The sequence below is a fragment of the Bradyrhizobium sp. CB3481 genome, from assembly GCF_029714305.1.
In the GTDB taxonomy this organism is placed as follows: Bacteria; Pseudomonadota; Alphaproteobacteria; order Rhizobiales; family Xanthobacteraceae; genus Bradyrhizobium.
Genome location: NZ_CP121647.1, coordinates 7,589,874 through 7,616,525 on the forward strand (window position 1 = coordinate 7,589,874; position 26,652 = coordinate 7,616,525).

Annotated in this window: 25 protein-coding genes; 15 read left to right on the forward strand and 10 right to left on the reverse strand. The window is 63.0% G+C overall.

The features are described from left to right. Window positions 1-46 precede the first annotated feature (46 nt). Together QA643_RS36635 and QA643_RS36640 are read right to left on the reverse strand one after the other, a co-directional pair. Window positions 47-1,441, reverse strand: a complete 1,395-nt coding sequence (locus QA643_RS36635) for an amidase (RefSeq protein WP_283030549.1) — start codon at window positions 1,439-1,441, stop codon at window positions 47-49. A 6-nt stretch (window positions 1,442-1,447) separates the two neighbouring features. Beyond that, window positions 1,448-2,341, reverse strand: coding sequence for a haloalkane dehalogenase (locus QA643_RS36640; protein ID WP_283030551.1), 894 nt, complete (start codon window positions 2,339-2,341; stop codon window positions 1,448-1,450). A gap of 115 nt (window positions 2,342-2,456) precedes the next feature. Between QA643_RS36640 and QA643_RS36645 the strand changes: the two genes are divergently transcribed. Continuing rightward, complete coding sequence (locus QA643_RS36645; protein WP_283030552.1) at window positions 2,457-3,038, forward strand: CGNR zinc finger domain-containing protein; 582 nt, start codon at window positions 2,457-2,459, stop codon at window positions 3,036-3,038. 73 nt (window positions 3,039-3,111) lie between these two features. Here QA643_RS36645 and QA643_RS36650 read toward each other — a convergent pair whose 3' ends face one another. From QA643_RS36650 to QA643_RS36670, 5 genes are all read right to left on the reverse strand, one after another. Then, window positions 3,112-4,641 carry an ABC transporter substrate-binding protein gene (locus QA643_RS36650; RefSeq protein ID WP_283030554.1) on the reverse strand — a complete coding sequence of 510 codons (1,530 nt, stop codon included), beginning with the start codon at window positions 4,639-4,641 and terminating at the stop codon, window positions 3,112-3,114. 181 nt (window positions 4,642-4,822) lie between these two features. Beyond that, window positions 4,823-5,773, reverse strand: a complete 951-nt coding sequence (locus QA643_RS36655) for an oligopeptide/dipeptide ABC transporter ATP-binding protein (protein ID WP_283030556.1) — start codon at window positions 5,771-5,773, stop codon at window positions 4,823-4,825. Next, entirely contained in the window at window positions 5,770-6,747 is a 978-nt protein-coding gene (locus QA643_RS36660) for an ABC transporter ATP-binding protein (RefSeq protein ID WP_283030557.1), read from the reverse strand. Before QA643_RS36660 ends, QA643_RS36655 begins: the two co-directional genes overlap by 4 nt. After that, window positions 6,744-7,625 carry an ABC transporter permease gene (locus QA643_RS36665; protein WP_283030559.1) on the reverse strand — a complete coding sequence of 294 codons (882 nt, stop codon included), beginning with the start codon at window positions 7,623-7,625 and terminating at the stop codon, window positions 6,744-6,746. Before QA643_RS36665 ends, QA643_RS36660 begins: the two co-directional genes overlap by 4 nt. Next, a complete protein-coding gene (locus QA643_RS36670; RefSeq protein ID WP_283030560.1) occupies window positions 7,622-8,539 on the reverse strand; it encodes an ABC transporter permease in 918 nt (305 codons plus the stop codon). Before QA643_RS36670 ends, QA643_RS36665 begins: the two co-directional genes overlap by 4 nt. A 423-nt stretch (window positions 8,540-8,962) precedes the next feature. Between QA643_RS36670 and QA643_RS36675 the strand changes: the two genes are divergently transcribed. Continuing rightward, a complete protein-coding gene (locus tag QA643_RS36675; protein WP_283030561.1) occupies window positions 8,963-9,802 on the forward strand; it encodes a hypothetical protein in 840 nt (279 codons plus the stop codon). Here QA643_RS36675 and QA643_RS36680 read toward each other — a convergent pair. Then, a complete protein-coding gene (locus QA643_RS36680) occupies window positions 9,790-11,037 on the reverse strand; it encodes an FAD-dependent oxidoreductase (protein WP_283030562.1) in 1,248 nt (415 codons plus the stop codon). The genes QA643_RS36675 and QA643_RS36680 overlap by 13 nt on opposite strands. Window positions 11,038-11,251: 214 nt before the next feature. On the opposite strand from QA643_RS36680, the gene QA643_RS36685 reads away from it, so the two are divergent. The 6 genes from QA643_RS36685 to QA643_RS36710 all read left to right on the forward strand — a co-directional run bounded on the left by QA643_RS36685 (window position 11,252) and on the right by QA643_RS36710 (window position 17,768). Next, entirely contained in the window at window positions 11,252-11,536 is a 285-nt protein-coding gene (locus QA643_RS36685) for a hypothetical protein (RefSeq protein ID WP_283030563.1), read from the forward strand. 130 nt (window positions 11,537-11,666) lie between these two features. After that, window positions 11,667-13,400 carry a type I secretion system permease/ATPase gene (locus tag QA643_RS36690; RefSeq protein ID WP_283030564.1) on the forward strand — a complete coding sequence of 578 codons (1,734 nt, stop codon included), beginning with the start codon at window positions 11,667-11,669 and terminating at the stop codon, window positions 13,398-13,400. Continuing rightward, the gene (locus tag QA643_RS36695) at window positions 13,397-14,725 is read left to right on the forward strand and encodes an HlyD family type I secretion periplasmic adaptor subunit (RefSeq protein ID WP_283030565.1); all 1,329 of its coding nucleotides are present in this window, start codon (window positions 13,397-13,399) and stop codon (window positions 14,723-14,725) included. Before QA643_RS36690 ends, QA643_RS36695 begins: the two co-directional genes overlap by 4 nt. A gap of 14 nt (window positions 14,726-14,739) precedes the next feature. Further along, window positions 14,740-15,645 (forward strand): hypothetical protein, encoded by a 906-nt coding sequence (locus QA643_RS36700; protein ID WP_283030567.1) that lies wholly within the window; start codon window positions 14,740-14,742, stop codon window positions 15,643-15,645. Between the two features lie 198 nt (window positions 15,646-15,843). Continuing rightward, entirely contained in the window at window positions 15,844-16,989 is a 1,146-nt protein-coding gene (locus QA643_RS36705; protein ID WP_283030569.1) for a hypothetical protein, read from the forward strand. 11 nt (window positions 16,990-17,000) lie between these two features. After that, entirely contained in the window at window positions 17,001-17,768 is a 768-nt protein-coding gene (locus QA643_RS36710) for a DUF6683 family protein (RefSeq protein ID WP_283030571.1), read from the forward strand. A 15-nt stretch (window positions 17,769-17,783) separates the two neighbouring features. On the opposite strand, the gene QA643_RS36715 is transcribed toward QA643_RS36710, so the two are convergent. Beyond that, a complete protein-coding gene (locus QA643_RS36715) occupies window positions 17,784-18,257 on the reverse strand; it encodes a VOC family protein (RefSeq protein WP_283030573.1) in 474 nt (157 codons plus the stop codon). A 209-nt stretch (window positions 18,258-18,466) separates the two neighbouring features. Between QA643_RS36715 and QA643_RS36720 the strand changes: the two genes are divergently transcribed. Beyond that, on the forward strand, window positions 18,467-18,937 hold the full coding sequence (locus QA643_RS36720; RefSeq protein ID WP_283030575.1) for an isoprenylcysteine carboxylmethyltransferase family protein: 471 nt from the start codon (window positions 18,467-18,469) through the stop codon (window positions 18,935-18,937). A gap of 138 nt (window positions 18,938-19,075) precedes the next feature. Beyond that, window positions 19,076-19,360, forward strand: a complete 285-nt coding sequence (locus QA643_RS36725) for a GYD domain-containing protein (RefSeq protein ID WP_283030577.1) — start codon at window positions 19,076-19,078, stop codon at window positions 19,358-19,360. A 15-nt stretch (window positions 19,361-19,375) separates the two neighbouring features. On the opposite strand, the gene QA643_RS36730 is transcribed toward QA643_RS36725, so the two are convergent. Then, window positions 19,376-19,570, reverse strand: a complete 195-nt coding sequence (locus QA643_RS36730; protein ID WP_283030578.1) for a hypothetical protein — start codon at window positions 19,568-19,570, stop codon at window positions 19,376-19,378. A 665-nt stretch (window positions 19,571-20,235) separates the two neighbouring features. On the opposite strand from QA643_RS36730, the gene QA643_RS36735 reads away from it, so the two are divergent. The 5 genes from QA643_RS36735 to QA643_RS36755 all read left to right on the forward strand — a co-directional run bounded on the left by QA643_RS36735 (window position 20,236) and on the right by QA643_RS36755 (window position 26,511). After that, complete coding sequence (locus tag QA643_RS36735; RefSeq protein ID WP_283030580.1) at window positions 20,236-21,492, forward strand: integrase family protein; 1,257 nt, start codon at window positions 20,236-20,238, stop codon at window positions 21,490-21,492. A 1,273-nt stretch (window positions 21,493-22,765) separates the two neighbouring features. Next, entirely contained in the window at window positions 22,766-23,524 is a 759-nt protein-coding gene (locus tag QA643_RS36740; RefSeq protein ID WP_283030581.1) for a DUF3102 domain-containing protein, read from the forward strand. Between the two features lie 29 nt (window positions 23,525-23,553). Continuing rightward, entirely contained in the window at window positions 23,554-24,015 is a 462-nt protein-coding gene (locus QA643_RS36745) for a hypothetical protein (protein ID WP_283030582.1), read from the forward strand. Then, complete coding sequence (locus tag QA643_RS36750; RefSeq protein ID WP_283030584.1) at window positions 24,012-25,037, forward strand: DNA-primase RepB domain-containing protein; 1,026 nt, start codon at window positions 24,012-24,014, stop codon at window positions 25,035-25,037. Before QA643_RS36745 ends, QA643_RS36750 begins: the two co-directional genes overlap by 4 nt. Beyond that, on the forward strand, window positions 25,030-26,511 hold the full coding sequence (locus QA643_RS36755) for a phage/plasmid primase, P4 family (RefSeq protein WP_283030586.1): 1,482 nt from the start codon (window positions 25,030-25,032) through the stop codon (window positions 26,509-26,511). Before QA643_RS36750 ends, QA643_RS36755 begins: the two co-directional genes overlap by 8 nt. Window positions 26,512-26,652: the final 141 nt, after the last annotated feature.

Here is a 26,652-nt window from a genome sequence, read left to right on the forward strand (position 1 = left end):
CCAGCAGCATCCCATGCGCTGATCGTTGCACAGACGTGCAGCGCTGCTACAGCGGCGGATGCCGGCGGTGCCAGTCCGTCGCGCTCTGGAACGCTATACCGGCGCGGATCAGCATCGCCTCATCGAGATCCGCGGCCACCAACTGGATCGCAATCGGCAAGCCATCGCTGCTGAACCCGCCCGGCAGGGTCAGTGTCGGCTGTCCCGTCATGTTGAAGGGGGCGGTATAGGCCTGCAGCCAGGCGATCAGCTCCGGCTGCAGGCCCATCGTCCCCATGGCCTTCAGGGACAATGGCGCGAACGGATGCGCTGGCACAAGGAGCAGGTCGATCTTTCCGAACAGAGTGCGCATGCGGCCGCGGAAAGCCATGCGCCGCAGCAGCACCGCTTGATAGTCGAGGCCGGACAAGGCGCCTCCGGCCTCGAGAACCATGCTCAACACCGGACCGTAGGAATCCCGGCGCGCCGGATACGTCGCCCGATGAGCGACCGCCGCTTCCACGGCGCAATTCGGAGCCCAATCGGCAATAGCCTGAGTGACATCCGGCACCTGGACTTCCACGAGTTCGGCGCCGAGCGCGGTGAGCACACACGAGGCGTCATCGAGAACCGTAACCACTTGCGGATCGACGTCCCGGCGGCTCCAGTTGCGATCGACGCCGATTTTGAGACCGCCAATGCTGTCGTTCGCCATCGTCGCGAAACTCGCCACCGGCGCTTGCAATGCGGTGGGATCGGCCGGGTCGGCGCCGGCGATAGCCGTCAGCAGCGCGGCGGCATCCGCGACACTGCGCGCCATCGGCCCGACGTGATCGAGGCTCGGCGCTAGGTCGAAGACGCCGTGCCGGCTCACCCGTCCCCACGTCGGCTTGAGGCCGGTCAAGCCGTTGGCAGCCGACGGCCAGCGGATCGAGCCGCCGGTATCGGAGGCAAGTGCCCCGAAGCAGAGCCCGGCTGCCACCGCGACACCCGGCCCGCTTGACGAGATGCCCGGCCAGTAATCGGCATTCCAGGGATTGCGGGGCGGCGTGATCTCGGGATGATGGTCGGAATAGGCGCCTTCGGTCATCTGCAGCTTGCCGAGCAGCACGGCGCCCGCTGCGCGCAGACGCCGCACGGCGGTGGCGTCCTCGGCCGGCCTGAAGCTCTTGTAGATCGTCGTCCCTGCCGCAGTCGGAACGCCCTCGGTCCAGAACAAGTCTTTGACGGCAAGCGGAATTCCGTGCAGCGCTCCGCGATAATCACCGGCAATCATGTCGGCCTCCGCCACCCGCGCCTCGGCCATCGCGCGCTCGGCCGTGACGAGAGCGTAGCTCGCGAGCCTGCCATCCAGTGCTGCGATCCGGTCGAGCTGCTGACGGGCCGCCTCCACCGGCGATATCTCGCGCGTGCGGATCAGCTCCGCCAGCTCAGTCAATTCCAGGAAATGCACTTGTCTCATGGCCGCTCAGCCCATCGCTCCCGCGCGGACATCCGCGACAAACCGAGCCAGCGCCTTGCCGACATCGTCGGGCGCTTCCTCCTGCAGAAAGTGCGCCCCCTTGACCATCACGGTCTGCTGATTGGGCCAGGAGCGACAGAACTCCCGCTGTGCGCCGATCAGAAATCCGGCCGGCTCCGCGTCGATAAAGAGTTTTGGCATCGGGCTGGCCGAGAGCCAGCGCGCGTAGTCTTCGACGATAGCCACCACGTCCGCCGGCTCGCCGGCGATTGGCAGATCCCGCGTCCATGCCAGCATCGGCATGCGCAAGAAGCCGGGATTGCGATAGTGGCGCCGATAGACCTCGATGGCTTCCTCGCTGATATGGCGCAGCGGAAGCAGATATTCGATGAAAAGATTCTGCCGGAGGATCAGGTCCTCTCCGAGATCGCTCCGTTGCCCCTGAAAGAAGGCGCGCGTCGCCGCGGGCCACTCATCCCAGGACGCGAACGGCCGCACAATCCCTTCCATATAGGCGATCGCCTTGACTCGCCCAGGATTGCGTCGGGCCCAATCGAAGCCCAGCGCCGAGCCCCAGTCGTGAACGATGAGGATCACGTCCTTCATCAAGCCCATCTCCTCGAACCAGCTATCGAGATAGCGGCGATGATCGAAGAACCGGTAATTTCCGTCAGGAGCAGGACCGGAATTGCCCATGCCCACATAGTCAGGTGCAAGGCAGCGTCCATAGGGCAACAGATAAGGGATGATGTTACGCCACAAATACGAAGGCGTCGGAACACCGTGCAGGAACACGATCGGATCGCCTTCGCCAACGTCGACGTACGCCATGTTGCTGTCGAGCACCGCAACGCGTTTCCGGTAGGACACATCTTCGGTCGAGATTGCGGGATACGTCATCGGGAACACTCCTCTTGTTCAACCGTGCGGAACCATTCGCGCCAGGTTCTGACACCTGCTAACGCGTTTTACCAGTGTCGGTTGCAGAAACCAGCAAAATTATTATGCTGGTGTCATGAGACATTCGGACAAATTCCCGGTTCCCGGCGATGTCGCGCTGCTCTACGATTTCGTGAACTCGGTCGACCAGCGCCGATACGTTGAGCAGGGTGTCGCGCATGAGCCTGGCGACGAACTGGAGACGCCGCCGCAGCTCGAAAGATGGCTTCAGAGTCGCGGCCTGTTGAAACCCGGCGCAAGGGTTTCGCCAGCCGAGCATCGCGAAGCGCTGGAGCTGCGGACGGCCCTCAGGCAATTCCTCAGTTCCTCGCCAACGCAGCTGAGCGCGGCGGCCATCGATGTTGAACGCGCTGCCGCCCGCTTTCCCTTGTTAGTCACGGCCTCCCGAAAACGTTCGCTCGACTTGCGACCGCTTGAGCGGCGCGCGAGCAGCGGACTCGGAGCCGTTTTGGCTGAACTCGTGCGCCTATCCGATAGCGGCAGGCTCGAACGTATGAAGATGTGCAGTTCCGACGAGTGCCAGTGGATCTTTTACGACCGCTCCAAGCCGGGCAATCGCCGCTGGTGTTCATCGGACCGATGCGGAAACCGGGAGAAGACCCGGGCCTATCGCGACCGCCAGCGCCGCGGTGATTGATGACCATGCATCCCCGGGCAGATGGCTCGCATTGCCCGAGGATGAGCCGCTGATGCGGACCTCAGGATCCGCCTTACTTCCACTTCGCCAGATAGAACCGCGGCAGCTCGTCCGGATACGGCGTGAAGTCGAGCTGCTTGGAGTGGCCGTAGGTCGTCACATAGGTGTGCAGCGGTGCCCAGTAGGCCTGTTCGGTGATCTTCTTGATCGCCGCCGAATAAGCCTCCTTGCGCACCTCCGGATTGATGGTCGAACCGCCCTGCAACAGCAGCTTCGTCACCTCGGGATCCCTGGCATAATCGTCGGCGCCGCCGTCGAAGTAGTTCGGCATGATGGCCGAGACGTCGTTGATCGAGTAGCTGCCCCAGCTTCCGAGATACATCCGCAGTTCGCCGGCCTTGGCGCGCTGGGTCAGGGCCGCGACCTGAAGCTGGTTGAGCTTGGCGCGGATGCCCACCGCATGAAGGTAGTTCTGGACCGCAGAGCCCCATTGCGGCAGCACGTAGCTGGCAAGCTCCACATCGAATCCATCGGGATATCCCGCTTCAGCGAGAAGCTGCTTGGCCTTGGCCGGATTGTAGTCGTAGGTCACCGCCGCTTCGGCATCGCAGCCGAACTGCGAGGGGAAGCACGGCGCTGCGGGAACGCGGCTGCCGCCGGTGACGAGCTTGTCGGCGATCGCCTTGCGGTCGATCGCATGCCAGATCGCTTGACGTACTTTCTGCTTGGTCAGCGGATTGTCGGCGCCGGTGCGGCCGGCAGCGTCGAGCGAGAGAAAGCCGATCCGCATCGATTCCTTCCGCACCGCCTGCAGATGCGGCATCCGGTTCACGGCTTCGAGCTGGTCCGGATTCATGTTCCAGATCCAGTCGGCCCGACCGGCAAGCAATTCCGTCATCTCGGTCGTGGCATCAGGCACGAAGCGCACGCTCATCTTCTTGATCGCCGGCTTGCCCTTCGGGCTGCCGGCCCAGTAATCGTCAAAGCGCTCGAAGTCGATGGAAACGCCGGGCTCGACCTTGGTCATCTTGTAGGGGCCGGCGCCGACCGGCGCCTTGGCGTAGCCTTCCGCGCCGACCTTCTCGCGATAGGCTTTTGGATAGATCGGCAGCACCAGCGCAAAATATTCCAGCGCGGCCGGGGTCGGCCGCTTCAGCGTGACACGAACCGAAAGGTCGCCGGTCTTCTCCGCCTTGTCGATCCAGTTGTAGTTCGACGGCGTCGACACGCGGCTCCCCGGATCGGCCACGAGGTTGATCGTGTAGACGACGTCATCGGCGGTGAGCTGGCTGCCGTCATGGAATTTGACGCCCGGCCGCAGTGTGAATTCGATCGTGGTCGGATCGGGCAGCTTCCATTCAGTGGCGAGCAGCGGCTCGATCTTGAAGCTGTCAGGATTGCGGTAGACCAGCCCGTCCCAGCCCTGATGATGCATCACTACGCCGGTGCGCAGGTTGTTGTAGAAGGGATCGATGTTGGGCAGCGCGTCGCGCATCACGATGCGCAACGTATCGGCGGATTTTTGCGCTGAAGCGGGCAATGCAGCGGCGCCCGATAGAACCGCCGCCAGAATTGCAACGCCGAGCCTGGTTTGCATGCGCATATCGCTCTCCACTATTTTCCATTACAGACGCCGTTATTTTTGCAGCGCACAGCCGTTAGGCCCTCATCCTGAGGAGCCCGCGGAGCGGGCGCCTCGAAGGATGTAGGCCACAGACGGGGCCTCATGGTTCGAGACGCGCGTTCCGCGCTCCTCACCATGAGGGGCTTATGCCGCAGCAGGACTATGCCAAATGACATTCTACCATTCCCTGGGGCGGACGGACCATGTGCGCTGGTGCCTCATGGCGGCAGCGCTCGACCGCGATGCGGCAGCGCGGGTTGAACCGGCAGCCGGGCGGAATATTGGAGGGATCCGGCATGACGTCGCCGAGGCCGAGGTCCGGCACCCCGCGGCCCGGTTCCGGCGTCAGCACGCTTTCCAGCAGCACCTTGGTATAGGGATGTAGGGGGTTGCGAAACAGCGCGTCGGTCTCGTTGCGCTCGACGATCCGGCCGAGATACATCACCGCGACTTCGCTGGCGACGTGCTCGACCACCGCGAGGTTGTGGCTGATGAAGAGATAGGTCAGCCCGAGATCCCTGCGCAGATCGGCCAGCAGGTTGAGGATCTGCGCCTGCACCGAGACGTCGAGCGCGCTGGTCGGCTCGTCGCAGATCACGATGCGCGGCTCCAGCACCAGCGCCCGCGCAATCGCCGCGCGCTGGCGCTGCCCGCCGGAGAGCTGCGCGGGCATCCGCTCACCCATCGCGGCGGAGAGGCCGACGCGCTCGAGAATGCCGCCGACGCGCCGCTCAATCTCGGCGCGAGAGAAACTGCCCTGGGCCTCCAGCGGCAGCGCCACGATATCCCTGATGCGCCGGCGCGGATTGAGCGAGGCGAACGGGTCCTGGAACACCGGCTGGATCAGCCGGGCGCGCGCCTTGCGGTCAAGATCGAACAGGCGCTTGCCGTCGACCAGCACGGTGCCCGCGGTCGGCTTGAGTAGTCCTAGGATCAGTCGCGCCAGCGTGGACTTGCCGCAGCCGGATTCGCCGACCACACCGAGCACGCTGCCGGCCGGCACCCTGAAGGTGACATCGTCGACCGCGACGACGCGCTTTTCCGCCGCCATCAGGCCGGTGCGGACGCGAAATTCACATCGGAGGTTTTCGACCTCGATCGCAGCGGTCATGCGGGTTGCAGCTCCGCCCAGCCCGGCTCGAGCCGGCAAAGAAAATCATGCGCCTCGCCCGCCGGCCGCCGCGGTATGGCGCGGGTGCAGGTCTCATCGGCATGGGCGCAGCGCGAGCGAAAGGCACAACCGACAAACCCTTCGCCGATCGCCGGCACGATGCCGGGGATCGAGCCGAGCGGCTTGTCGCGCTGCATGCGGCCCGGCACCGGCACGCAGGAAAGAAGCCCGCGGGTATAAGGATGCTGCGGCGAGCGAAACAATTCGGCGGTCGGGGCACGCTCGACTACCTCGCCGGCATACATGACAGACACATGGTCGGCGACGCGCGCGACGATGCCGAGGTCGTGGGTGATCAGGAGGATCGACAGGCCGAGCTCGCGCTGCAGCGAGGCAAGCAGCCGCAGGATCTGCGCCTGCACGGTGACGTCGAGCGCGGTGGTCGGCTCGTCGGCGATCAGCAGTTCGGGATCGCACATCAGCGCCATCGCGATCATGACGCGCTGGCGCAGGCCCCCCGAAAGCTGGTGCGGGAACTGGCCAAGCCGCATGCCCGGTGCGGTGATGCCGACGCGCCCCATCAGTTCGGCGGCGCGATCCAGCGCCGCGCTGCGTGAGCCGCCCTTGTGGCGCGTCATCACCTCGGCCATCTGCGAGCCGATGGTGAAAGCGGGGTTGAGGCTCGTCATCGGCTCCTGAAAGATCATCGCCATGCGGTTGCCGCGCAGGCGCGCCATCTCGCGGTCCGACAGCGAGGTGAGATCGGTGCCGGCAAAGCTCATCCGTTTCGCCGAACGCTGGCCGCCGCGCGCCAGCAGGTTCATCACCGCCAGCGCGGTGACCGATTTGCCGCAGCCGGATTCGCCAACCAGGCAATGGGTCTTCCCCTTCTCGACCCGGAACGAGGTGCCACGCACCGCTGCGGTGCGGCCGAACGTGACCCGAAGCTCCTCGACTTCCAGAAGCGCGCTCATCGCAGCCGCTCCGCGCCGAGCAGGTTACGCAGTCCGTCGCCGACCAGGTTGATGCCGAGCACCAGGACGGCCAGCGCGACGCCGGGGATCATGATCACCCAGGGCGAAAAGAACATGTAGTCCTTGCCTTCCGCAATCATCAGCCCCCAGGACGGCAGCGGCGGCGGCACGCCAAGGCCGAGGAACGACAGCGCGGCTTCGAGCAGGATCGCCAGCGCCATCTCCAGCGTCGCCACCACGGCGAGATGGCTCGCAATGTTCGGCAAGATTTCCTTGATCAGGATATGCGAGGTCGAAGCGCCGGCGCACCAGGCCGCACTGACATAATCGTGGTTGCGGACCTGCATGGTGGTGGCGCGCGCCACCACCGCGAAACGGTCCCACAATAGCAGCCCGAGCGTCGCGACGACCAGCCCGAGGCCCGATCCCATCAGCCCGACCACGGCAAGCGCGACCAGCACCACCGGAATCGACAGCCGTGTCGTGATCGCAAACAGCACGAGGTCGTCGACGCGGCCGCCGAAGAAGCCGCCGAGCACGCCGAGCGTGGTGCCGATCAGCCCCGACGTGATGACCGTCATGATGCCGATCAGAAGCGAAATGCGCGCGCCATAGACCAGCCGCGCCAGATAATCGCGCCCAAGCTGATCGGTGCCGAGCAGGTGGCCCGCCTGGCTGCCCTCCATCCAGAACGGCGGCTTGAGGCGGTTGCCGAGATCCTGGGTGAACGGGTCCGCCGGTACCAGCCAATTGCCGATCAGTGCCGCGGCCAGCACCAGCGCGACGATGGCGATGCCGATCGCAAAGCCGGCGGTGCCGATCCGCGACGTGGCGAGGCCCGAAGGCTGCGGCGCCTGAATGGCAAGCGGCTCGCTCATCCCGTTCGCAGCCTCGGATCGAGCAGCGCATTGAGAATATCAGCGAGCAGCGTCAGCCCGATGTAGAACACGGCCAGCACCAGCACCACCGCCTGCACCACGGGAAAATCATTCTTGGCAATGCTCTCCCAGCCGAGATAGCCGACGCCGTGCAGCGCAAACACCGTCTCGATCACGATCGAGCCGCCGAGCATGAAGCCGAGCTGAACCGCGGCGATCGAAACCACCGGAATCGCGGCATTACGCAGCGCATGCTTGAAGATGATGCGCGCCCGCGACAGGCCTTTTGCACGTGCGGTGCGGATATAGTCGGAGGCCATCGCCTCGATCATGCCGGAACGCGTCAGCCGCGTCAGCGCTGGAATCGCGGTGAAGGCGAGCACGATGCCGGGCATCACGAAATGCTGCCAGGTGCCGGTGCCTGAAATGGGCAGGATGCCGAGCTGCAGGCCGAGCACGATCATCAGGATCAAGGCGAGCCAGAAGCTCGGGACCGCCTGCCCGACCATGGTGAATATGGTGACGCCACGATCGATCCAGGTGTTCTCGCGGAGCGCCGCGAGGATGCCGAGCGGAATCGAAACGATCAAGGCGAGGCTCAAGCCGACCAGTCCGAGCGTCAGCGTGATCGGTAGCCGCTTCTGGATCAGGTTCGCGACGCTATCCTTGAAGAAATAGCTCTGGCCGAAATCGCCGACGAGGGCGCGGCCGGTCCAGGCGAAGAACTGGACGTAGAGCGGACGATCGAGCCCATAGGCCTTGCGCACGATCTCGACGTCGGCCTGCGTCGCCGACGGGCCTGCGATCGAAATCGCAAGATCTCCGGACAGCCGCGTCAGCAGGAACGCAAGCGTCATGACGGTCAGCGCGACCAATACCCCGAGAGCAAGACGCCTGGCAATCAGACGCAACATCTACGAACTCCAGCGCCGACGGATCGCACCCACGTTCTCAAGCCGGCCAAGCAAGCACAAGTGTCACCAAACTGTCGCCCCATGCAAGAGACGATTGCAACGATTTCCCGCCGCGACGACCGCCGGTTGCAGTGGTGCAATGTGTGTGCCAATGCAGAATGCAATCTCTCGCGGCTCCTTGATTGAGAAACTTGGCCATTCCGGAAGCAAATTTGGCGCCAAGGTCCGCGGGATTAAAAGACGCTGCGTTGCGTCGAACGCCATCTGCCTGGCCTGTGAAAGCCTACGCCCATTTTTCGAGCGATCTGAGCCGAGATGGCTCCGCGGACATTCCAAATTTTGTCTCAGTCCGAGCCGCAGGTTGACGCAATCCCGACCGAGCATCGCGCCGCGCATTTGCAGCCGTAGCGACGTGGGGGAATCATGAAGTCCGTTCTGAAGTGGGTCATCTGGCTCTACATCGCGGCAGCCTGCGCTTATATTTTCTATGAATGGTACTCTTACACTGGGCTCTACCGGCTGGCCGCCGAGTGGCAGCTGGAGCACTACGGCTCCTACCAGCTCAAGCTCACGCTGATCGTTCCGTTGGTGGTCCTGCTCGCGCCAGCCGCCGTGCTCGTCTCGCTCACCGGCATGCAGGACCAACTGCGCAGTGCCACCCAGGGCGGCGGATCGCCCGCGCTGTTCGCCGTGCTGGGTGCCCTGGCCGTCGCGGTGGCGGCCGGGGCCGGCTGGTACGGCTATGTGAAGTCGATGGAAACGGTCGACGTCGAAAGCTTCGATCTGTCGAAGGGCGACACGCCGCGATCGACCCATGTGACAATCACCGGCATCGCGCGCACCGAATACATCGTCGAGTTCGGCAGAAAATCTTCCGACACGACGATGCTCGACCGCTACATTCCATTGACTCCGGCGAACTGGCGTCCGGGCGAGCCGCTCGTCTATTTCATGAAGACCAACGCGACTGCCTATATGCCGCCCGGTGGCGGCGGCATGGTGATGCTGTCGCCGAGGACGCCGGCCTTCCAGATCACGACGCAATCCGGCGTCCTGATACGTGACGGTCTGCCGGGGCCAGTCGGCGAGCACTACCACAAGAACAAGCTCGCGCTCGCATCGCCGCCGATCCTGCTCGACCTCGCCTACGGCGCGGACGTGAAGCCGTTCTTCGTCACGGCCGGGGTGAGCGGCGTGCTCGGCTTCCTGATGCTGTTCGCTGCCGGGGCGGCGGCGCTGCGCCAGCGGCGTCAGGAAATATAGCGGCCTGGCGCGAACGGCGTCACGTCGTAGGGCGGCGCTGCGCCGCCGATCATGGTGGCAATCGCAGCGCCGGTCGCGGGTCCGGTCGTGAAGCCGATGTGCTGGTTGCCGAACGCAAGCCACAGCCCGGCATGCCGCGGCGCCTGGCCGATCATCGGTAGGCTGTCGGGCAGCGTCGGCCGCGCGCCGCGCCAGGGGTCGCCGACGGCATCGCCGAACTCCATGACGCCACGCGCCAGCGGCACCACCTGGTCGAGCTGGGCGAACGAGGACGGCGCGTCGCGATCGGTCAGTTCGACACCCGAGGTGACGCGGATGCCCTGCTCCATCGGCGTCATGATGAAGCCGCCGTCGATATCATAGACCGGCCGCCGCAACGAACGCGCGGGGTTCGGCTTGAATTCACGGTGATAGCCGCGCTCAAAGGCAAGCGGCACGCGATAGCCGAGCGGACGAAGGATATCCGCGGACCACGGTCCGAGCGCGACCACGACATGGCGCGCCGACATCTCGCCGCCCGTTAGCACCACGCGCCAGCCATCGCCATCCGGCGCGATCGCCTTGACCTCCGACTGCCTGATATCGCCGCCTGCGCCAGCGAACATCCGCGCATAGGCCTTGACTACGGCGCCCGGCGAATCGACTGAGGCGGTCTCCGTATGCAGCAGGCCCACTTTGTAGACAGGCAGAATATCCGGCTCGAGCGCGGAGATGGCCTGGCGGTCGAGCAGTTCGCTGGCGATGCCGTATTCGGCGAGCAGCGCCTGCTCCTGCTTCGCTGCAGAGATCGCGTCGCCGCGCCATGCCCTGAGCCAGCCGGTTTCACGGATGCGATGGCTGGCTTCGGCTTTCACAATCCATTCGCGATGCAGTTTTGCCGAGGCGCCGATCAACCCGTGCAAGGCGGTGGCACGCGGCTTGAAGCGCGACGCCGACATGTCGGCGAGAAAGCGCGCGACCCAACCGGCGTTGCGCACCGCCCAGGACGGATTCCACCGCAATGCCGCGTGACGGTTGGTCAGGTATTTCGGTAGCACCTTCCACAGCGAGGGATTGTTGAACGGCGCGATCGAGCCGCTGCTGATGATGCCGGCATTGCCATACGACGTTTCGCTGCCCGGCTCGCGCCGGTCGATCAGGACCACCGACATCCCGCGCTGGCGCGCGGCACAGGCTGTCGATACGCCGACGATGCCCGCACCGAGCACCACGACATCCGTTTTGTCTTCCAACATCGGTCTTCCCAACCACTTCGCCAAGGAGATGCTCGCATCATGGGCGGCGCAGCGCCGGCCGGCAACATCGGAAGTTCCGCTTCCAACAGAAGTTCCTTTCCCAACAAATGATCACCAAAACGCCGCATGTGAGTCCGCAACCTTTCTGACTCTCGGAGCTTTGTGCAGCGCGACACTCGTCGCATTCCAGCCAACCTTCATAGGAGTTGACTACATGGCTGCACTACTCGGAAACCTGCTCGGTACCGTTGATGGCCTGCTTGGAACCGCCACCGGCGTCGTTGGCGGCGTCAGCGGCAGCGCCTCGGCCGGTGCCAGCGGCACGGCGGACCTGTCGCATACGCTCGATCTCGGCGCGGTGATTGAAACCAACCCGAGCATCGACCTGTCCGCCGGGCTTGACGGCGTCGATGCCTCGGTTTCCGCACCGACCCTGATCGGCGCCAGCGCCGACGTTGGTCATCTCGATGTCGGCGGGCTGCTCCACGGCCTCGCCTAGTTCCTGTTGAGTCCAGACATTTTCAAATGCGCGCGGCGTGGGGAACGCGTCCCCACGTCGCCTCGCGAACGCCTGCACTGCGCGATTCGATCGCACAGCGTCATGCCTCTTGCCTTGAGGTGATTGCCCAATGCCTACGGGCACGCTGACCGCCCCTGACGATTCCGCCGCGCCGACACGGCGCATCGATGACGTCCGCCAGGCGCTGATCGCGCTGTGGCCGCATTTCCTGTGGGCCGGCCTGTTTTCCAGCGCAATCAACCTGCTCTATCTGAGCTCGCCGCTCTATCTGATGCAGGTCTACAACCGTGTCCTGCTCAACGAGAACGTCTCCACCCTCGTCCTCCTCACGCTGATCCTCGCGATTGCGCTGCTCACCATGGCCGCGCTGGACGCGGTGCGGTCCTGGGTCCTGATCCGCTGCGGCATCCGCCTCGATATGGAACTCTCGGCGCGCGTGTTCGAGGCGTTGGTGGTGCACTCGGCGCAGCGCGGCGCCTCGCGTGGCGCGCAGCAATTGCGCAATCTCGACCAGTTCCGCACCTTCGTGACCGGCCCGGGGATTTATTTCGCGTTCGACCTGCCGTGGATACCGATCTATCTGCTGCTGCTGTTCTTCATCCATCCGCTGCTCGGCATCGTCGCGACCATCGGCGCCGTGCTGCTGCTCGGCCTCGCCGGGCTCAACGAGATGATGACGCGCGATCCGATGAAGCAGGCGGAAGCCGCCGGCAACCAGTCCTACGTGTTCACCGAAAATATCCTGCGCCATGCCGACGTCATCCGCGCCATGGGCATGCAGCCGGCGGTAGAGCGCAACTGGCAGAGCCAACGCTCGTCGATGCTGGTGCAGCAGGCGCAGGCCAGCGACAAGAACGCGGTGATGACCTCCTCGATCCGCTTCTTCCGCCTGCTGCTGCAATCGCTGATGCTCGGCACCGGCGCCTGGCTCGCGATCGACCATGCCATCACGCCGGCGACCATCTTCGCCGCCAGCATCGTGATGGGCCGGGCGCTGGTCCCGGTCGAGCAGGCGGTCGGCACCTGGAAGCAGTTCATCGGCGCGCGCGAAGCTTATGCGGAGGTGCGCGAGCTGCTCGGCGCCATCGACCTGACGCCGCCGCAAACCATCGTGCCGCGCGCGCGCAACACCATCGAGGCGCGCGAACTGCGCTGCCTCTTGCCGACACGCAAGGAACCCGTGATCAAGGGGCTGACCTTCGAGCTGGCCGGCGGCCAGGCGCTCGGCATCGTCGGCCCGAGCGGCTCCGGCAAGAGCTCGCTGGCCCGCCTGCTGGTCGGCGCGATCACGCCGGCCGATGGGCGATTGCGCTTCGGCGGGCTCGATTACAGCCATTGGGACCCGCTCGAGTTCGGCCGCCATGTCGGCTACCTGCCGCAGGATGTCGGCCTGTTCGCCGGCACCGTGCGGGAAAACATCGCCCGCTTCGGCGATGCCTCGACGGAGGAGATCATCGACGCCGCCAAGCGCGCCGGCATCCACGAAATGGTGCTGGACCTGCCGAAGCAATACGACACCAGGCTCGGTCCCGGCGGCGTCGGCTTGTCCGGCGGACAACGCCAGCGTCTGGCGCTGGCGCGGGCGCTGCTCGGCCGGCCGCCCTTGCTGGTGCTTGACGAGCCCAACGCCAATCTCGACGCGCCCGGCGAGGAAGCGCTGAAGGTGGCGCTGCTGCAGGCCAAGAGCGAAGGCGCGACGATTATCGTAATCACCCACCGCACCACCATCCTCGATATCGTCGACGTCATGATGGTGCTGCGCGGCGGCGTGCTCGATATGCTCGGGCCCCCGGGCGAGGTCTATCACGCCTTGCAGCAGGCCGCCGCGGGGCGCGCGTCATGACCGCGATCGACGACGGCTACGCCCCGCTGCGCAACCGCGCGCGCTATTCGCGCCCCGCACGGCCGGCGCTGTTAGGTGCCGGCGTGGTCGCGGCGTTCGCGGGGGCGATGACGATGTGGGGCACGCTCGCGCCGATCTCCGGCGCGGCGATCGCCAGCGGCAACCTCCAGGTCGAAGGACGACGCCAGAGCGTGCAGCATCCCTATGGCGGGATCGTGCGCCAGCTCACCGTCCGCGACGGCGCCCGCGTCGAGAAAGGCCAGCTCCTGATCCGGCTGGACGACAGCGACCCGCGCGCCAAGCTCGACGTGTTGATCGCCGACCGCGATGCCGCGCTCGCCGCCCGCGCCCGGTTGATGGCGGAACGCGACAAAAGCGATGTGCCGGCGTTTGACGAAAGTCTGCGCAGCCGCAGCGAGATCTCCGCGGTGCGCCAGGCCATGGCCAACGAGACGGCGATGATGGCGGCGCGCAAGCATCAGTTCGCGGCCGAGACGGCGGTGCTGCGCGGCAAGATCAAGGAGCTGGTGGCGCAGATCACCGGCACCAAGGCGCAGCTTGCCGGCACCGAGAAGCAGCGCGAACTGCTGACCGACGAGATGAACGGCGCGCAGCATTTGTACGCGCAGGGCTATACGCCGAAGACCCGCATCCTCGCCCTGCAGCGCGAGGACGCCAGGCTGCAGGCCGATATCGGCGCGCAACAGGCCAACATCGCCGGCATGCAGCAGCAGATCGCGCAGAACGATCTCGAGCTCGCCAGGGTGGAACGCGCGCGCTTAAGCGAGATCACCGATCAGTTGCGCGCCACCGAAAACAAGCTCGCCGAACTCGCCCCCAAGGTCGATGCCGCCACTGACGTGATGGCGCGCACCCGGATCACCGCGCCGGCGACCGGCTCCGTGGTCGGCCTCGACGTCTTCACCGAGGGCGGCGTGATCCAGCCCGGCGCACGGCTGATGGACATCGTGCCGACGGACAATCCGCTGATCGCCAGCGCCAAGCTGAAACTGTCAGATATCAACGACGTCGCGGTCGGCCACCGCGCCGAGGTGCAGCTCACCGGCATCAACTATATCGAGCGCCCGCGGCTTTACGGCACCGTACATACGGTGTCCGCCGACCGCCTGACCGACGACAAGTCCGGCCAGGGCTATTACGCCGTCGAGGTCGCGCTCGATCCGAACGATGTCAAGAAATCGCGCGTCGATCTGCAGGCCGGCATGCCGGCCGAGGTGATCGTGCCGACGCGGCCGCGCACGCTGTTCGAATATCTGCTCGGGCCGCTGCGCGACGAGATCACCCGCGCGTTCCGCGAACGCTGAAGAAGGAGATGGTCATGGCCGAATCTGTCAAGAATGCCCGCCGCTCCGATGCAGCCGAACGCAGCCGTCATCTCGCGGCAACCGAATCGGTGGCGTTCGCCACCATGCTGCTCGGCCTGCTCAACGATTCCGACGCCGTGCTGCATCGTCTGGAGCACGAGGGCGAAGCGCGGGCGAACCCCGCCGCTGCGCAGGCACACCCTTCGGAGTCGGTGGCCGCGCCAGCACCGGCCGATGCCGGCCTTGCCCAAGAGGATCAACACGCCGGCACGATCGACGCCCAGCCAACAGATCTCGCGCCCGCCATCCATGCCGATGCCACGGCCACGATCCCGTCGCAGGATACAGGCGCCGCCGTCGATGACACCTCATCGGCCAGAGTAGTCACCACGGAAGCCCTTACGTCGCCTGCGCCGTCGAGCTTCAGCGCGTCGATGGAACACGCGCCATCGGCAGGCGCAAGTAGCGCGCCCGCCAGCAGCATCGCATCACCCTCGCTCGATCTCGGCGCGACCGTTCACACCGTCACGGACACCGTCACCGGCCTCGTCGACACGGCGCTCACAACGGTCTCAAGCACGATCGCAAGCTTGAGCACCACGGTCGGGCAACTGACCTCGACCCTATCAGATACCGTCAGCCACCTCACCGACGGCTTGCTCGGCACGATCACCGGCAGCGCCCACGATGCGCCGAGCACTGGCGTGCTCGGGCCCCTGGTGACAGACCTCCTCGCTCCCGCGCTCAGCCCGGTGGACACCGCCTCGCATGAGATTCCGCTGCTCGACACCGCGGGCGCAATCCCGACATCGCTATTACATCCGATGCCGCTGCAGCTCGGCTTTCTCGGCCAGCCGACGATGGACGGCCACGAGCCACATGACGGCGCATTCTCGGCGCTGGGAATCCATCATTTCTGAAGAAACTGCCGCAATCGCCCGTGGATCGATCCGGGGCCATTGCACGCTGCGAAGAAACGGTTCGACCAATCCAAGGCACGCGAATGTCGCCCGCACGCCATCATGCGGCGCGGCCAACGCCATGATCCCGCGCCATTCGGGATCGACGATATCGGCGGCGGGCGGTCGCGTTTGTAGCAGCGTAGCGAGCAATTTCGAATGCCCGTATCAGCAGGTCGCGAAACGGCCGATGCGGAGGGTCTGGCGGTCGGTCGCCGCGATGCGCGGGCCGGCCGTGCCAGCGCGTCGACGTTGTGGCGCCGACTTCTGATTTGCCTTGCCGGCGTTACACTCATCGGCGCAATTGGGGGAGCGGCCTGCATTCTGTTCGCTCCCGGCCTCTTGTTTGACGAACCCTCCTGTGCGTTGCCGGCCCACGGCCCCCACCTTGGCGGATGTATTGCTTCGCTGCCGATCCCTGACATCGCGGTGACGATCACCGCGACGGTTCGTCTCTCACCTAATGGCGACACGCTATTGCTCGGCGGTGCGCTTCGCAGCGACACGACAAAAGTCGTGGTGGCAGCGTTCAATATCGCGGAGCGGCGGGAGATGTGGCGCACCGCGCTCGACGATTTCGGGCCCGACGTCAGGATCACCGTCTCTGCCACGGGCAGCAAGGCCGCGGCCTGGGGCGCCGGCGGCATTCGCGTGCTGGATCTGCCGGCTGGCAAACCCGTCATCGCGGTGCCGGCCGTCGTGCTCGGCAACCGTCTGTTCTTCGACGTAGCGTTCTCCGAGGACGGCGCCGATATCCTGACCGGCGATGCCGCACGACGGAGAAGCTTTCGCATCAAAGGGGCCGCATCCGAATCCACGCCAGCGCCGGGCTTTGACCAAGCGGAAGCCTGCCGCGCATCGGGCCTGGTCGGGCAGAGCAACGGCGGAAGCGTCCGCAGCCGCGACGGCAAATCCGTCGTGCTGCTGCCGACGGCCCTGTCGGGCGCACCGGTCCAGCTTGGCCGATCCGCCCGCAGCAGCGAGCTTGCGGCAGCGATCTGCGGGACCAAATCCGTCAGCGTGCTCGTCGGCCCTGCCGGCTGGGAGGACGTCGCCGCGCTGTTCGCATCGTTCTCGCCCCGCAATGACCGGCTCGCGATCGTCTATTCCGGCAAGACCGCTGATGGAAAATGGCGGACCCTGATCGACATCAGGGACGCCAGGGGATCGATGGAGCGGCTCGCCTCGTTTCCGATCAGCGGCAATGTCGGTTATCGAATCGGCTGGTCGCAGGATGCACGTCGCCTCGCCGCCATCCGTTCCATCAACGGCACTACCGACGCCCTGATCTACGCAATCCCGTGAGTGCTAACGAAATGCGTGACATGACCCGCATCGTCTCCACCGTCCTCCTCGTTGTTATGGCAACGTGCCTTGCTGTTTGCCTTGGCGCCGATGCGGCGCTCGCCCAGTGGAGCGGACGGGCCACGGCCAGCATCGGGCGCAGCTACGGAAATCTTGCGCTGAGCCAATCGATCCTCAGCGGCACACGGCGGCTCGGGGATGCCGCGCCCTCACCCGGTCCGGCGCCGGTCCCGTTGAAGCCGGCACAAATCACAGCGGCGTTGAGCTATGCGGCCGACCCGCAGCACAGCGAGCGCATCCGCGCCGAGATGATCAGGAACATGAGCGGATCGGATGCCGCGCTGCGCGCCGAGCTGGAAAGAGCTTTCGCCGACGACGCCGTGCTGAAGGAATTCGACCGCGTGATGTCCGCAAGCGGCTATTCGAGCCGTAACGTCGCCGACGACATGGCGGTTCTGCTGCAGATGACGTGGGAGACGTATAGCGGCAGCACGGCCAGCAAGGCGCAGATCAAGGGTATTCGCCAGCAGGTGCTTGGCATCTTCCTCGGCACGCCAAGGCTGCGCGCGATGACCAACGCCGAGCGCCAGGACATGGCCGAGCGGATCGCGTACCACGTCGTGCTTGGCACCTTGGCGAGAGACGAGGCGCTGCGCAGCGGCGATCCCGCGCGGGTCACGCAGGTCCGGCAGTCAGCCGCCGCGACGCTGCTGGCACATATTGGCATCGACATGTCGCAGCTGCGGCTGACCGAGCGGGGATTCTTCAAGAAGCTCTGACGCGGAAATGCAGCGTCAGCTGCGACGCGCCTTTTCGATCGCGGCGACGTCGATCTTCCTCATGCTCATCATTGCATCAAATGCGCGTTTGGCCTCGGCGCCGCCCGCCGCCAGCGCCTCGGTCAGCACACGCGGCGTGATTTGCCAGGAGACGCCCCATTTGTCCTTGCACCAGCCGCACGCGCTTTCCTGCCCGCCATTGCCGACGATGGCGTTCCAATAGCGGTCAGTCTCCGCCTGGTCGTCGGTGGCGATCTGAAACGAGAAGGCCTCGTTGTGCTTGAACGCGGGACCGCCGTTGAGGCCGAGACAGGCCACACCCGCAACCGTGAAGTCCACCGTCAACACGTCGCCCGCCTTGCCGGACGGGTAGTCACCGGGCGCACGGTGGACGGCATGCACAGCGCTGTCGGGGAAAGTCTCGGCGTAGAAGCGGGCAGCAGCCTCGGCGTCCTTGTCGTACCAGAGACAGATCGTGTTCTTTGCCATTGCGACTCCTTTCAGTTCCACGCGAATCCCCTGGCCGCTACCCAAGATGGGCGGCCTGGGCTAGCAGCGTGAAATGGCGTGCCGTGACCGATGAGAACGGGCACTACTCTTTCGCCGTGGCGCAATTATGCTGTCGGTGATTTTGTGCGACGCTTGCAAACAGGCTTCAGTCGGCCATATCCAGGGAGCACAGTTTCACCGGTTCCGCCATGGCCGATACGGCAGATACCGCCAACGTCATTGTCCGGCCGCCGATCGCGTGGGCGCTCGCCGTGCTTGCCGGGCTCGTGCTCGACTGGCTCATGCCGTTGCCGCTCTTGCCGGCCGCGCTACCTGCAGGCTGGCTCGGCGCAACGGTGTTTGTGCTGGCGCTGGCGCTATTCGTGTGGGCGATCTTTACCATCACCCGGGCCGGCTCGAACGTGCCCACCAACTTGCCTGCCACCGCTATCGTGGACACTGGACCCTACCGCTTCACGCGCAACCCCATCTATCTCGGCATGGTGCTGGGACTCATCGGTTTGGCCATTGCCGTAAACAGCCTGTGGCTGTTGATGATGCTGGTGCCCTTCGCGCTTGTCATCCACTACGGGGTGATCACCCGCGAGGAAGTCTATCTCGAGCGCAGGTTCGGGGACGTCTATCGGCGCTACCGCGCGCAGGTGCGGCGCTGGCTGTAGCGCTTGGCGAGGACGAGCGCCGGGAACTTCGCGCCTCGCCATTCCCGCAATGCAGAACGGCATGGGCGCGGGTCGCCGGAAGGCGTATAGTTGAGGCGGTCCTTCGCACAAACTGATCGACATCACGTGGAGGTGGCCATGAAATACGTGTTGCTTGGTAATCTGAGCCCGGAGTGGGCAAGCAAGCAATCGGAGCGGATCGGCAAGGCCAAGGCAAAGCTCGACAAGCTCGGCATCAAGGTCGAGTCGATCCACTACACGCAGGGCTACTACGATTTCGTCGACATCGTCGATGCCCCGAATGAGGGGGCGATGCTCGCCTTCTCCGTTTGGTACGCGACCCAGGGTCTGGGGCGGGTCCAAAGCATGCCGGCCTTCGACGCCCCGACCTTCGAAGCCGCGGTCAAGGACGCTGCGGACTAGGCGTCGGATAGCGGCTCACAGCTTTCCTGCCAGCCAGCCGTGCCATTCGCTTGCACGGCTCGGGCGACGAGCAATGGCGTGCTCGCTGCTCATTTTTGAAGTCATGCGTGACGCGACGAACATTCCGAAATTGCTGAGGGCTGCATCGGCAGCGCCGTCGAGTTGCTGTGGATCATGAGCCGACCGACGGTATGATGTCATGCGCGACACAGCGCCTATCCGATACTTCGCCCGCCTCGCAGGCACGCTCAGACGAAACCGGGCCGACGCTACTATTCCGTTTCCAGACGGCAGCGACATCGTCGCCCCATGACGTGAGGGCGAAATCCGAGCGCTACCGCGTGCCCGGCGTGCGAGAAGGCTACCCTCACTTCGCCATCTCGGATGAGATCGACACCGGAAGCTTCTATCGCCGGCTCGGCAAGGACGTAAGTCCATCCCGCTAGGGCGGCTGATGTTCCGGCTGTTCCTGGAAGGGATGACCCTTGCAAAACCACGGGCAGCGCCGGCAAGATGTCGCTGCTGAACTCCTGAAGCGCGCACCAAGCGCGATGGTCCCCCAACGGATGGCGCTCACCCTCTACCGCGGGACGCCAAGCACATGACCGAGGCCCTGCGCGAGGCGGGCCTTGATCGCTGGTCCATTGAGGAATGGCGCGCCCGAAAGGATTCGAACCTCTGACCCCCAGATTCGTAGTTTTGGCCATGCGCCAAATCCTGGTTAAGGGTCATTAAGCAAGAACCGGCGGGCGGGAGCTAAGCCTAAGATTTGACTGCGTAAATTAACCTCGCTTAGTCAAACCTGGCTTAGACCTCCAGACTAAATGCGCGGCACTTGGCCTCTTTATACGTGCAAAACCCGTGCAGGAGGATCCATGCCGTCAACCCCAGCGCCGCGCATTCTTTTGACCGACAAGGCCGTCAAAGGTCTGCCATTCGCCCCCGCCAAGCCGCAAATTATCCGCGACACCAAAATTGCCGGCTTCCATGTGTGGGTTGGCAAGACCACAAAGACGTACCGTTATCAGTACGAAACACCGAGGGTGGACCGCCAGCGTGGCTCCACCAAGGTGGAATGGCTGGGCGAACACCCCCACGCCAGCGCCGACGAGGCACGGGCCAAGGCTCTCGAAATCGTGGCGCTCCGCGCCCGCGGCGAGCCGATCCCACGCGGTTTTGCCACCACTCCGGAGGTTGCCACCGCCCTCACGTTCAAGGCCGCCTGGGAGGCCTATAAGGCCGCTATCACGAAGGAAGGCAAGAGCATCCGCACCATTGCCGACTACCAGGACAAGTTCGACCGCCACCTGAAAGACTGGCACGACAAGCCGCTCGCCAGCATCAAGCGCGAAGATGTCGTCCAGGAGCACGCTGCGATCACCGAGCGGGCCCGAAAAGCCCGCGCCGGCCAGAAGTACGCAAGCGGCAAATACGCCGCCAACGGCACCCTCCGCTTTGCCCGCGCTGTCTGGAACTACGTCAAGGACGAACTCGAGACGCCCGGCCTTCCGGAGCGCAATCCGTTCCGGTCAGGAAAGCTGTTCCACAAGGAGAAGGCCCGCAGCACCGGCATGGGGGTTGCCGAGCTGCCGGCGTGGTGGGCTCAGCTCCAGGCGCTAGCCAATCCCATCCGCCGCGAGCTTCACCTATTCATGCTCCTCTCTGGCTTGCGTCGTACGGACGTCTTAACCGCCCGCTGGGCGAACTTCGATCCTGCCCGCCCCTCGCTGCGCCTGCCAGCTCCAAAGGGGGGCGAGGAGCGAGCGTTCGAGCTGCCGCTATCGACAGCAATGCTGGAATGCTTGGAGCGGGTCAAAGAGGCCGGCCAGACCTACTACCCCGAGGAGAGCAAGACCTGGATCTTCCCGGCGCCCGGCGGACACGTCGCTGAAGTGAAGGAAGAGGGCCGGCAGAAGCTTTCTCACACGGGCCATGCGCTTCGGCATTCGTTCCGGACGCTTGCTGCGGCTGCCGGCATCGATCGTCTTCGTCTGAAGATCCTAATGAATCATTCGATCGACGATGACGTCACCGACGCATATGCCAACGTACCCGCCCTATTCGCTTCTCTTCGAGATGCGCAGGAGCAAGTCTCCGTCTTTATAACCTCACGCATCGCAAGTACCCGATGAGCAAAACCATGAATCTGCGACGCGCGTTCGACAAACTTAGATCGAAGGCGGAGAGCGAGAAATCAGAACTTCCGTCGTTTGACATTGGGCGTCATCGCGAGTCGATGCGATTGCTAGGCATGATCGATAAGCTAGACGAGCTAATCGGCGCCGAAAACATAGATGAGGCCACAAAGCGGAGACTACTCCAGCAACGATCCGAGATTGCACGAGAGTTTGCACAGCACTTGGACGGCGATACGTCACCCTTTGCCTCTGGCTGCATTACTTCGGATGACCATCGAAACGTCTGGGTTGTTCAGGAAATCACTGGGCCCCCACCTCGTAAATTCCGTCAGCAGGTTGATGAGTGGACGGCCTCTCGCGGCCAGCCCTGGAAGGGCAATACCAAGTTACTACACGCATTAATGCGGCAGGCTATCCGAAACGGCGAGAAACTTCCTGACGGGCATTTTGGCGTTCACGTTGGACGAACGATCAGAATAGGCCAGTGGTCTAACGACGATGCGCGCGAGTGGGAGAACATGCAACCGCCCCTCGGGGCCCCGAACTAAACTTCAAGTTAACGATCTCCTCACTGAGCGCTTGATCGCTCGAGTAAACGAGGTTATTTGTCGAGCCGATCATACTCAATGGCCGATGATCATCATATCGGAACGCAATTGCCCCGTGACGTGACAAGCTAACCGAGCCCCTAGCGGCTCTTAGTACGCCGAGAAACATCGGGTTTAAAGCAAAGGCCATCAAGCGATCCGACGTTGCAACCCCATCTCGAATGGGCGCGCTCGTCGCTGTCGCTGTTTCATAGCATCATAATCCCACGACAACGCAAGCGCACCTCATTCGGTCCAACCGAAAGACACCGCGCATGCCGACTTCTGACATTAGTCCACCGCTCTCCCCTTCAGGTGATGAGAAGCAGGTCGAAGCTCTCGCTGACTTGATCGCGAAAGCGGTCGCCGATCGGCTCAGCCCCAATGTGCTCAGCACACAATTCATACGCAGCAGCCAGTGCGCGCGGCTCATGGGCGTGACACCTCAGCATCTGTGCGGCATGCGCGCGCGGGGACAGGGCCCTCCGTGGTCGGGCGACGGCAAATGGGTCCGGTACGAACGTGCCGCCGTCATCGAGTGGATCCGAACTCTTCCCCGACAATCAACAACAAGCCCCGACGAGAGCTAATCCACCTCATTCGATTGAGCGATCCGGCCCTCCTGACTCTCAACCGACGATCCAGTTGACCAGAACGCTGCAGACAAAAAGGAACACAACATGTCGTCTTCACCGAAAAGAACTTTTGACTATACGACGTTGAATGAAACTGTCTTGACACAGTTGAAGGCAGCGCTCGCCACCATCCGGCGAAACTCGCGATCGACCGTCAAATCGACGATGGCCATTGGAATGGCCCTCCTGGACGTCAAGCGACATCTCGAACACGGCCAGTTCAAGGCTTGGGTAATAGAGCAATGCGGCTTTTCCATCCGCACTGCCGAGCGCTACATGCGCGTCGCTGAGTTCCTTGAATACGACACGGTGTCGCATTTGCAGCTCTCAACGATCTATCGTCTGTCCGCTAAGAATATCTCTGCGTCCATCGTTGCGCAGATCCTTGCTACCCAGACTAGCGAAGGACCACTTTCCGACAATCAAGTGGATGCGCTGCTTGATCAACTTCGGCAAGGCGACGCACCCGCAATCCAGCATAGCTCAGCAGGCCTGTCTCCATCGCATTTGATGGGCGCCTGGCTTGCCGCATCGGACGCTGATCGGAATGAGCTTGTTCTTTCACTTCGAGCTGACCTTGTCAGCTCAGCGTGGCAGGCCATGAACGCGGCTGAAAGGGCATCCTTCGTCATTCAACGCAGCGTCGAACTCACCGCGCTGCTCAATGCCCGCTCCGACGAACCTGTCAATGACACTGACGCAGAGGCCGCAAATGTTGTGCAGCTCTTTGTCAACGCCCCCTCCATTGTCGAGGACTCGAATACCGCCATCGCAACCAGCAGTATCGAACTCTCGCATCACTAACTTTCCGATCACCGAAGAGGACAATTTCCATGAAGCAATCAAATTCACTTCCCTGGTCGCAGTTCAGGACGCGGGCTCCTGATGCATCCAGAGTATTCCTAGATGCCGGACGAGCCGAGGTCATGTTCAGCATGATATATTTGCCCGACCTCTTAAGTAGCTCTGGGCTTACGCAATTCATCGGCGCTGCGCAAATCGCGTCTGGCGGTAAGGCGGCAATATTGGAATTGCTTATCGATGCATTCAGCCAACGGCATGAAATGGACGAGGCCCTGGAAGCGAATATCCGACGGCTGTGGAGTAGGCACCCGCCCAACATTAGCGTGCGAGACGCGATCGCTGAATTGCGCAGCCGTTGCACTCATCTGCAGACACGCCTTCCTACGGATCTCATTGAAGCGATCTTCGACGACGCTTCATTCGACTTCGTCGCTTATCTCGCATGGCACAACAGGGGCGATGATCAGTTCGAGAGGGAGGCAGACAGATGAAATCGCTCGCTAATCACCTAGAGCTGACATTCAACCGCAGCGACACCTTGAAATTCATGGTCGCGCTTGAGAACTCGTGCAAGGTTGATTGGAACTTCCGATGCATTGCAGAAACAGCCGGTTGTCGTGCTGAATTTCGTCGGCGTGTTAGAGCTGGCGAGCCTCTGCCACGATTGAAATTTCGCGGAACGTTTGAGCAGCACGAAGCGGCTCTAAGAAAACGCAACAGGCAAGGCTTTGCGATCTTTTACTCTCTCAACGTGATGCATGGCGGCGTAAAGGCGCAACACTGTTGTGCCATTCGAGCGATACCGCTGGATCTCGATCATTCGCCCCTTCCCGATATTTGGACCAACGGCATCAAACCTCATATCGTAGTCGAGACATCGCCTGGGCGATATCAATGTCTGTTCCGTGTCTTCCATTGCGAGGACTCCGAAATGGAAGCCGCTGAGGATATCGGCCGTAGGCTCGCAGCGCATTATGGTGGCGATCCTTCAGTCGCGGATCGCGCCCGCGTTCTTAGACTGCCGGGCTTTCTGCATCAAAAAAGCAAGCCGTTTGTTAGTCGAACCGTGCTCGTCAACCTCATGCCGCGCTGCTTCGACTTCGAGGAATATACGCTGGACGACTTCAAGTTCCTACCGAAGCTGCCAAAGCGATCGACGTCGCGCGTCCCCGGCACGCTCGGAGTGGCCAGCGCCAAGCTTCTCTTCAAACATTATCCAGTTAGCGCGCTGAAGGGTAATGCGGCCTGGCAGACGTTCGCTATGGCGCTCCACGCAGCGTGTGGAGGCTGTGAGGAAGTAGCGGAGCTCTTCTTTGAGTACTGCATGACAGACGACAGCTACGACATCAACGATGATGCCAACAACCGGCTGCGGTGGGACTCATTCACCGCCGACAAACCGGACGGTCTGACCATCGCTACGCTTCGCAAGCTTTGTTATGACGCGCGCCTGCCTGCGTCGGTCCGGTTTGCGCTTTTCAATAACGCTCAGGAGGACTTTCCCAATGTCTAACTCGGACGAGCTTGATTCCGACGATCCGCACTCTGACTACGATTTTGACGCACCATATTGGCCCGTTGAGGTGTTCTACTCAACGGCAAGGGGTACAAATGTCTCCATGCATGCGATGACGTTTTTGGCGAACCGGCCGGATGAGTTGATCGTGTCAGACGGCGACATCTACAGTCTTGGCTGTTTCAACGTTTGGGACCACATGACGGATGATGACCTCAAGGTGGAAATCCGCGCGACGAATCCCAATGCCGATGTTTTGGATATTCACGATCTCCGAAACATGGTTCAAGAGATTAAGATCGTACGGATGAAGAAGGCTCGACCATTTGAATGGATCAACGAGCCAACGAATGCACCTCGGCCCCAAGATCTCATCCTATGCGCCAACGGGATTCTAAATGCTGCTACGGGTAAGTTGCTTGACCTTACTAGCGATTACTTCGCGACAGCTCTTCCGGCTTGGGAATTTGATCCGGCGGCCGAATGTCCTTTGTGGATGGAGAAACTAAACGAGTGGCTACACCCATCATACCACAAAACTTTGCAGGAGTTTACTGGATACCTCCTTGTTCCAGACGTTTCTTATCACGCGATGCTAGCACTCCTTGGGGAAACGCGTGGAGGGAAAGGAACAGTGACCCGCATTCAATCAGCGCTAGTCGGACTAGCTCATTGCGCGTTCCCTTCATTCAACGACATAGCGGGAGATTTTGGCCTGGAGGGTTTCGGGGATAAGCGAGCACTGTTCGTGCCAGATGCCCACGATGTTCCAAAAGACAAGCGCGGTCTTGCGCTGGAACGTCTCAAAAGCATTGCGGCCGGCGATCCGGTCACGGTGAATCGCAAAGGCATCAAGCAGGTGCTCGATGCTCGGCTGGTCACCAAAATTGTTCTTACCGCCAATCAACATCCAAAACTGCTGGATGAGTCGGGCGCTCTCGCTGCGCGCGAAATCCTGGTCATGTTCGAGCGCTCCTTCGCCGATCGCAAAGATCCAGAGCTTACAAACAAATTGCTTGCTGAACTCTCTGGCATCGCAAATTGGGCCATCGAAGGACTTCGGCGCCTGCGATGGAACAACGGCGAGTTTTCCGTGGGCGAGCGGGGGGCCAAGCTCTTGGAAGATCTGAAGGCCGAGCAATCGACCGCACTCCGTTTCGCGAATGCCTGCTGCGAGGTAACCGGAGACAAGTCGGACGTGCTGCCACTTCCGCTTGCCTACCGCGCCTATCAAGAATGGGCATCCAACGTTGAGGGCCTGCACCCACGACAGCGACGCGACAAAACCGCGTTCAAAGAGGATATGATGGCGGCACTGCGAAAGCGGGGCGTCACCTGGGCCGAAAAGCAAGTTCGGTGGCACGACCCGTGCCTGCCCAGGAAGCGAGAAGGAGACCGAGTCAAGCATCGCTTCGTTGGCATCAAGCTCCGACGCGAAGCGCATCCCGATGCGTCCACAGACGATGGGTAAGGCGTCACTGTGATGACCAGGTCGAGGTGACGCGTATGCGATTGTTTTACAGAGATAATTTGCCCGCTATTGCCGTGTCACCACAGAATCTTTGCCGCGCTCGCATGCTTGATATCACTAGAGCTATTGGACCTATTCCTA

Coding starts and splice junctions, on each gene's coding strand:
- QA643_RS36640 (WP_283030551.1), bottom strand. CDS start 2,341: ATGACGTATCCCGCAATCTCGACCGAAGATGTGTCCTACCGGAAACGC.
- QA643_RS36645 (WP_283030552.1), top strand. CDS start 2,457: ATGAGACATTCGGACAAATTCCCGGTTCCCGGCGATGTCGCGCTGCTC.
- QA643_RS36745 (WP_283030582.1), top strand. CDS start 23,554: ATGAAGCAATCAAATTCACTTCCCTGGTCGCAGTTCAGGACGCGGGCT.
- QA643_RS36755 (WP_283030586.1), top strand. CDS start 25,030: ATGTCTAACTCGGACGAGCTTGATTCCGACGATCCGCACTCTGACTAC.
- QA643_RS36685 (WP_283030563.1), top strand. CDS start 11,252: ATGGCTGCACTACTCGGAAACCTGCTCGGTACCGTTGATGGCCTGCTT.
- QA643_RS36720 (WP_283030575.1), top strand. CDS start 18,467: ATGGCCGATACGGCAGATACCGCCAACGTCATTGTCCGGCCGCCGATC.
- QA643_RS36680 (WP_283030562.1), bottom strand. CDS start 11,037: ATGTTGGAAGACAAAACGGATGTCGTGGTGCTCGGTGCGGGCATCGTC.
- QA643_RS36735 (WP_283030580.1), top strand. CDS start 20,236: ATGCCGTCAACCCCAGCGCCGCGCATTCTTTTGACCGACAAGGCCGTC.
- QA643_RS36740 (WP_283030581.1), top strand. CDS start 22,766: ATGTCGTCTTCACCGAAAAGAACTTTTGACTATACGACGTTGAATGAA.
- QA643_RS36725 (WP_283030577.1), top strand. CDS start 19,076: ATGAAATACGTGTTGCTTGGTAATCTGAGCCCGGAGTGGGCAAGCAAG.
- QA643_RS36670 (WP_283030560.1), bottom strand. CDS start 8,539: ATGTTGCGTCTGATTGCCAGGCGTCTTGCTCTCGGGGTATTGGTCGCG.
- QA643_RS36665 (WP_283030559.1), bottom strand. CDS start 7,625: ATGAGCGAGCCGCTTGCCATTCAGGCGCCGCAGCCTTCGGGCCTCGCC.
- QA643_RS36700 (WP_283030567.1), top strand. CDS start 14,740: ATGGCCGAATCTGTCAAGAATGCCCGCCGCTCCGATGCAGCCGAACGC.
- QA643_RS36660 (WP_283030557.1), bottom strand. CDS start 6,747: ATGAGCGCGCTTCTGGAAGTCGAGGAGCTTCGGGTCACGTTCGGCCGC.
- QA643_RS36710 (WP_283030571.1), top strand. CDS start 17,001: ATGCGTGACATGACCCGCATCGTCTCCACCGTCCTCCTCGTTGTTATG.
- QA643_RS36675 (WP_283030561.1), top strand. CDS start 8,963: ATGAAGTCCGTTCTGAAGTGGGTCATCTGGCTCTACATCGCGGCAGCC.
- QA643_RS36695 (WP_283030565.1), top strand. CDS start 13,397: ATGACCGCGATCGACGACGGCTACGCCCCGCTGCGCAACCGCGCGCGC.
- QA643_RS36715 (WP_283030573.1), bottom strand. CDS start 18,257: ATGGCAAAGAACACGATCTGTCTCTGGTACGACAAGGACGCCGAGGCT.
- QA643_RS36705 (WP_283030569.1), top strand. CDS start 15,844: ATGCCCGTATCAGCAGGTCGCGAAACGGCCGATGCGGAGGGTCTGGCG.
- QA643_RS36750 (WP_283030584.1), top strand. CDS start 24,012: ATGAAATCGCTCGCTAATCACCTAGAGCTGACATTCAACCGCAGCGAC.
- QA643_RS36655 (WP_283030556.1), bottom strand. CDS start 5,773: ATGACCGCTGCGATCGAGGTCGAAAACCTCCGATGTGAATTTCGCGTC.
- QA643_RS36635 (WP_283030549.1), bottom strand. CDS start 1,441: ATGAGACAAGTGCATTTCCTGGAATTGACTGAGCTGGCGGAGCTGATC.
- QA643_RS36650 (WP_283030554.1), bottom strand. CDS start 4,641: ATGCGCATGCAAACCAGGCTCGGCGTTGCAATTCTGGCGGCGGTTCTA.
- QA643_RS36690 (WP_283030564.1), top strand. CDS start 11,667: ATGCCTACGGGCACGCTGACCGCCCCTGACGATTCCGCCGCGCCGACA.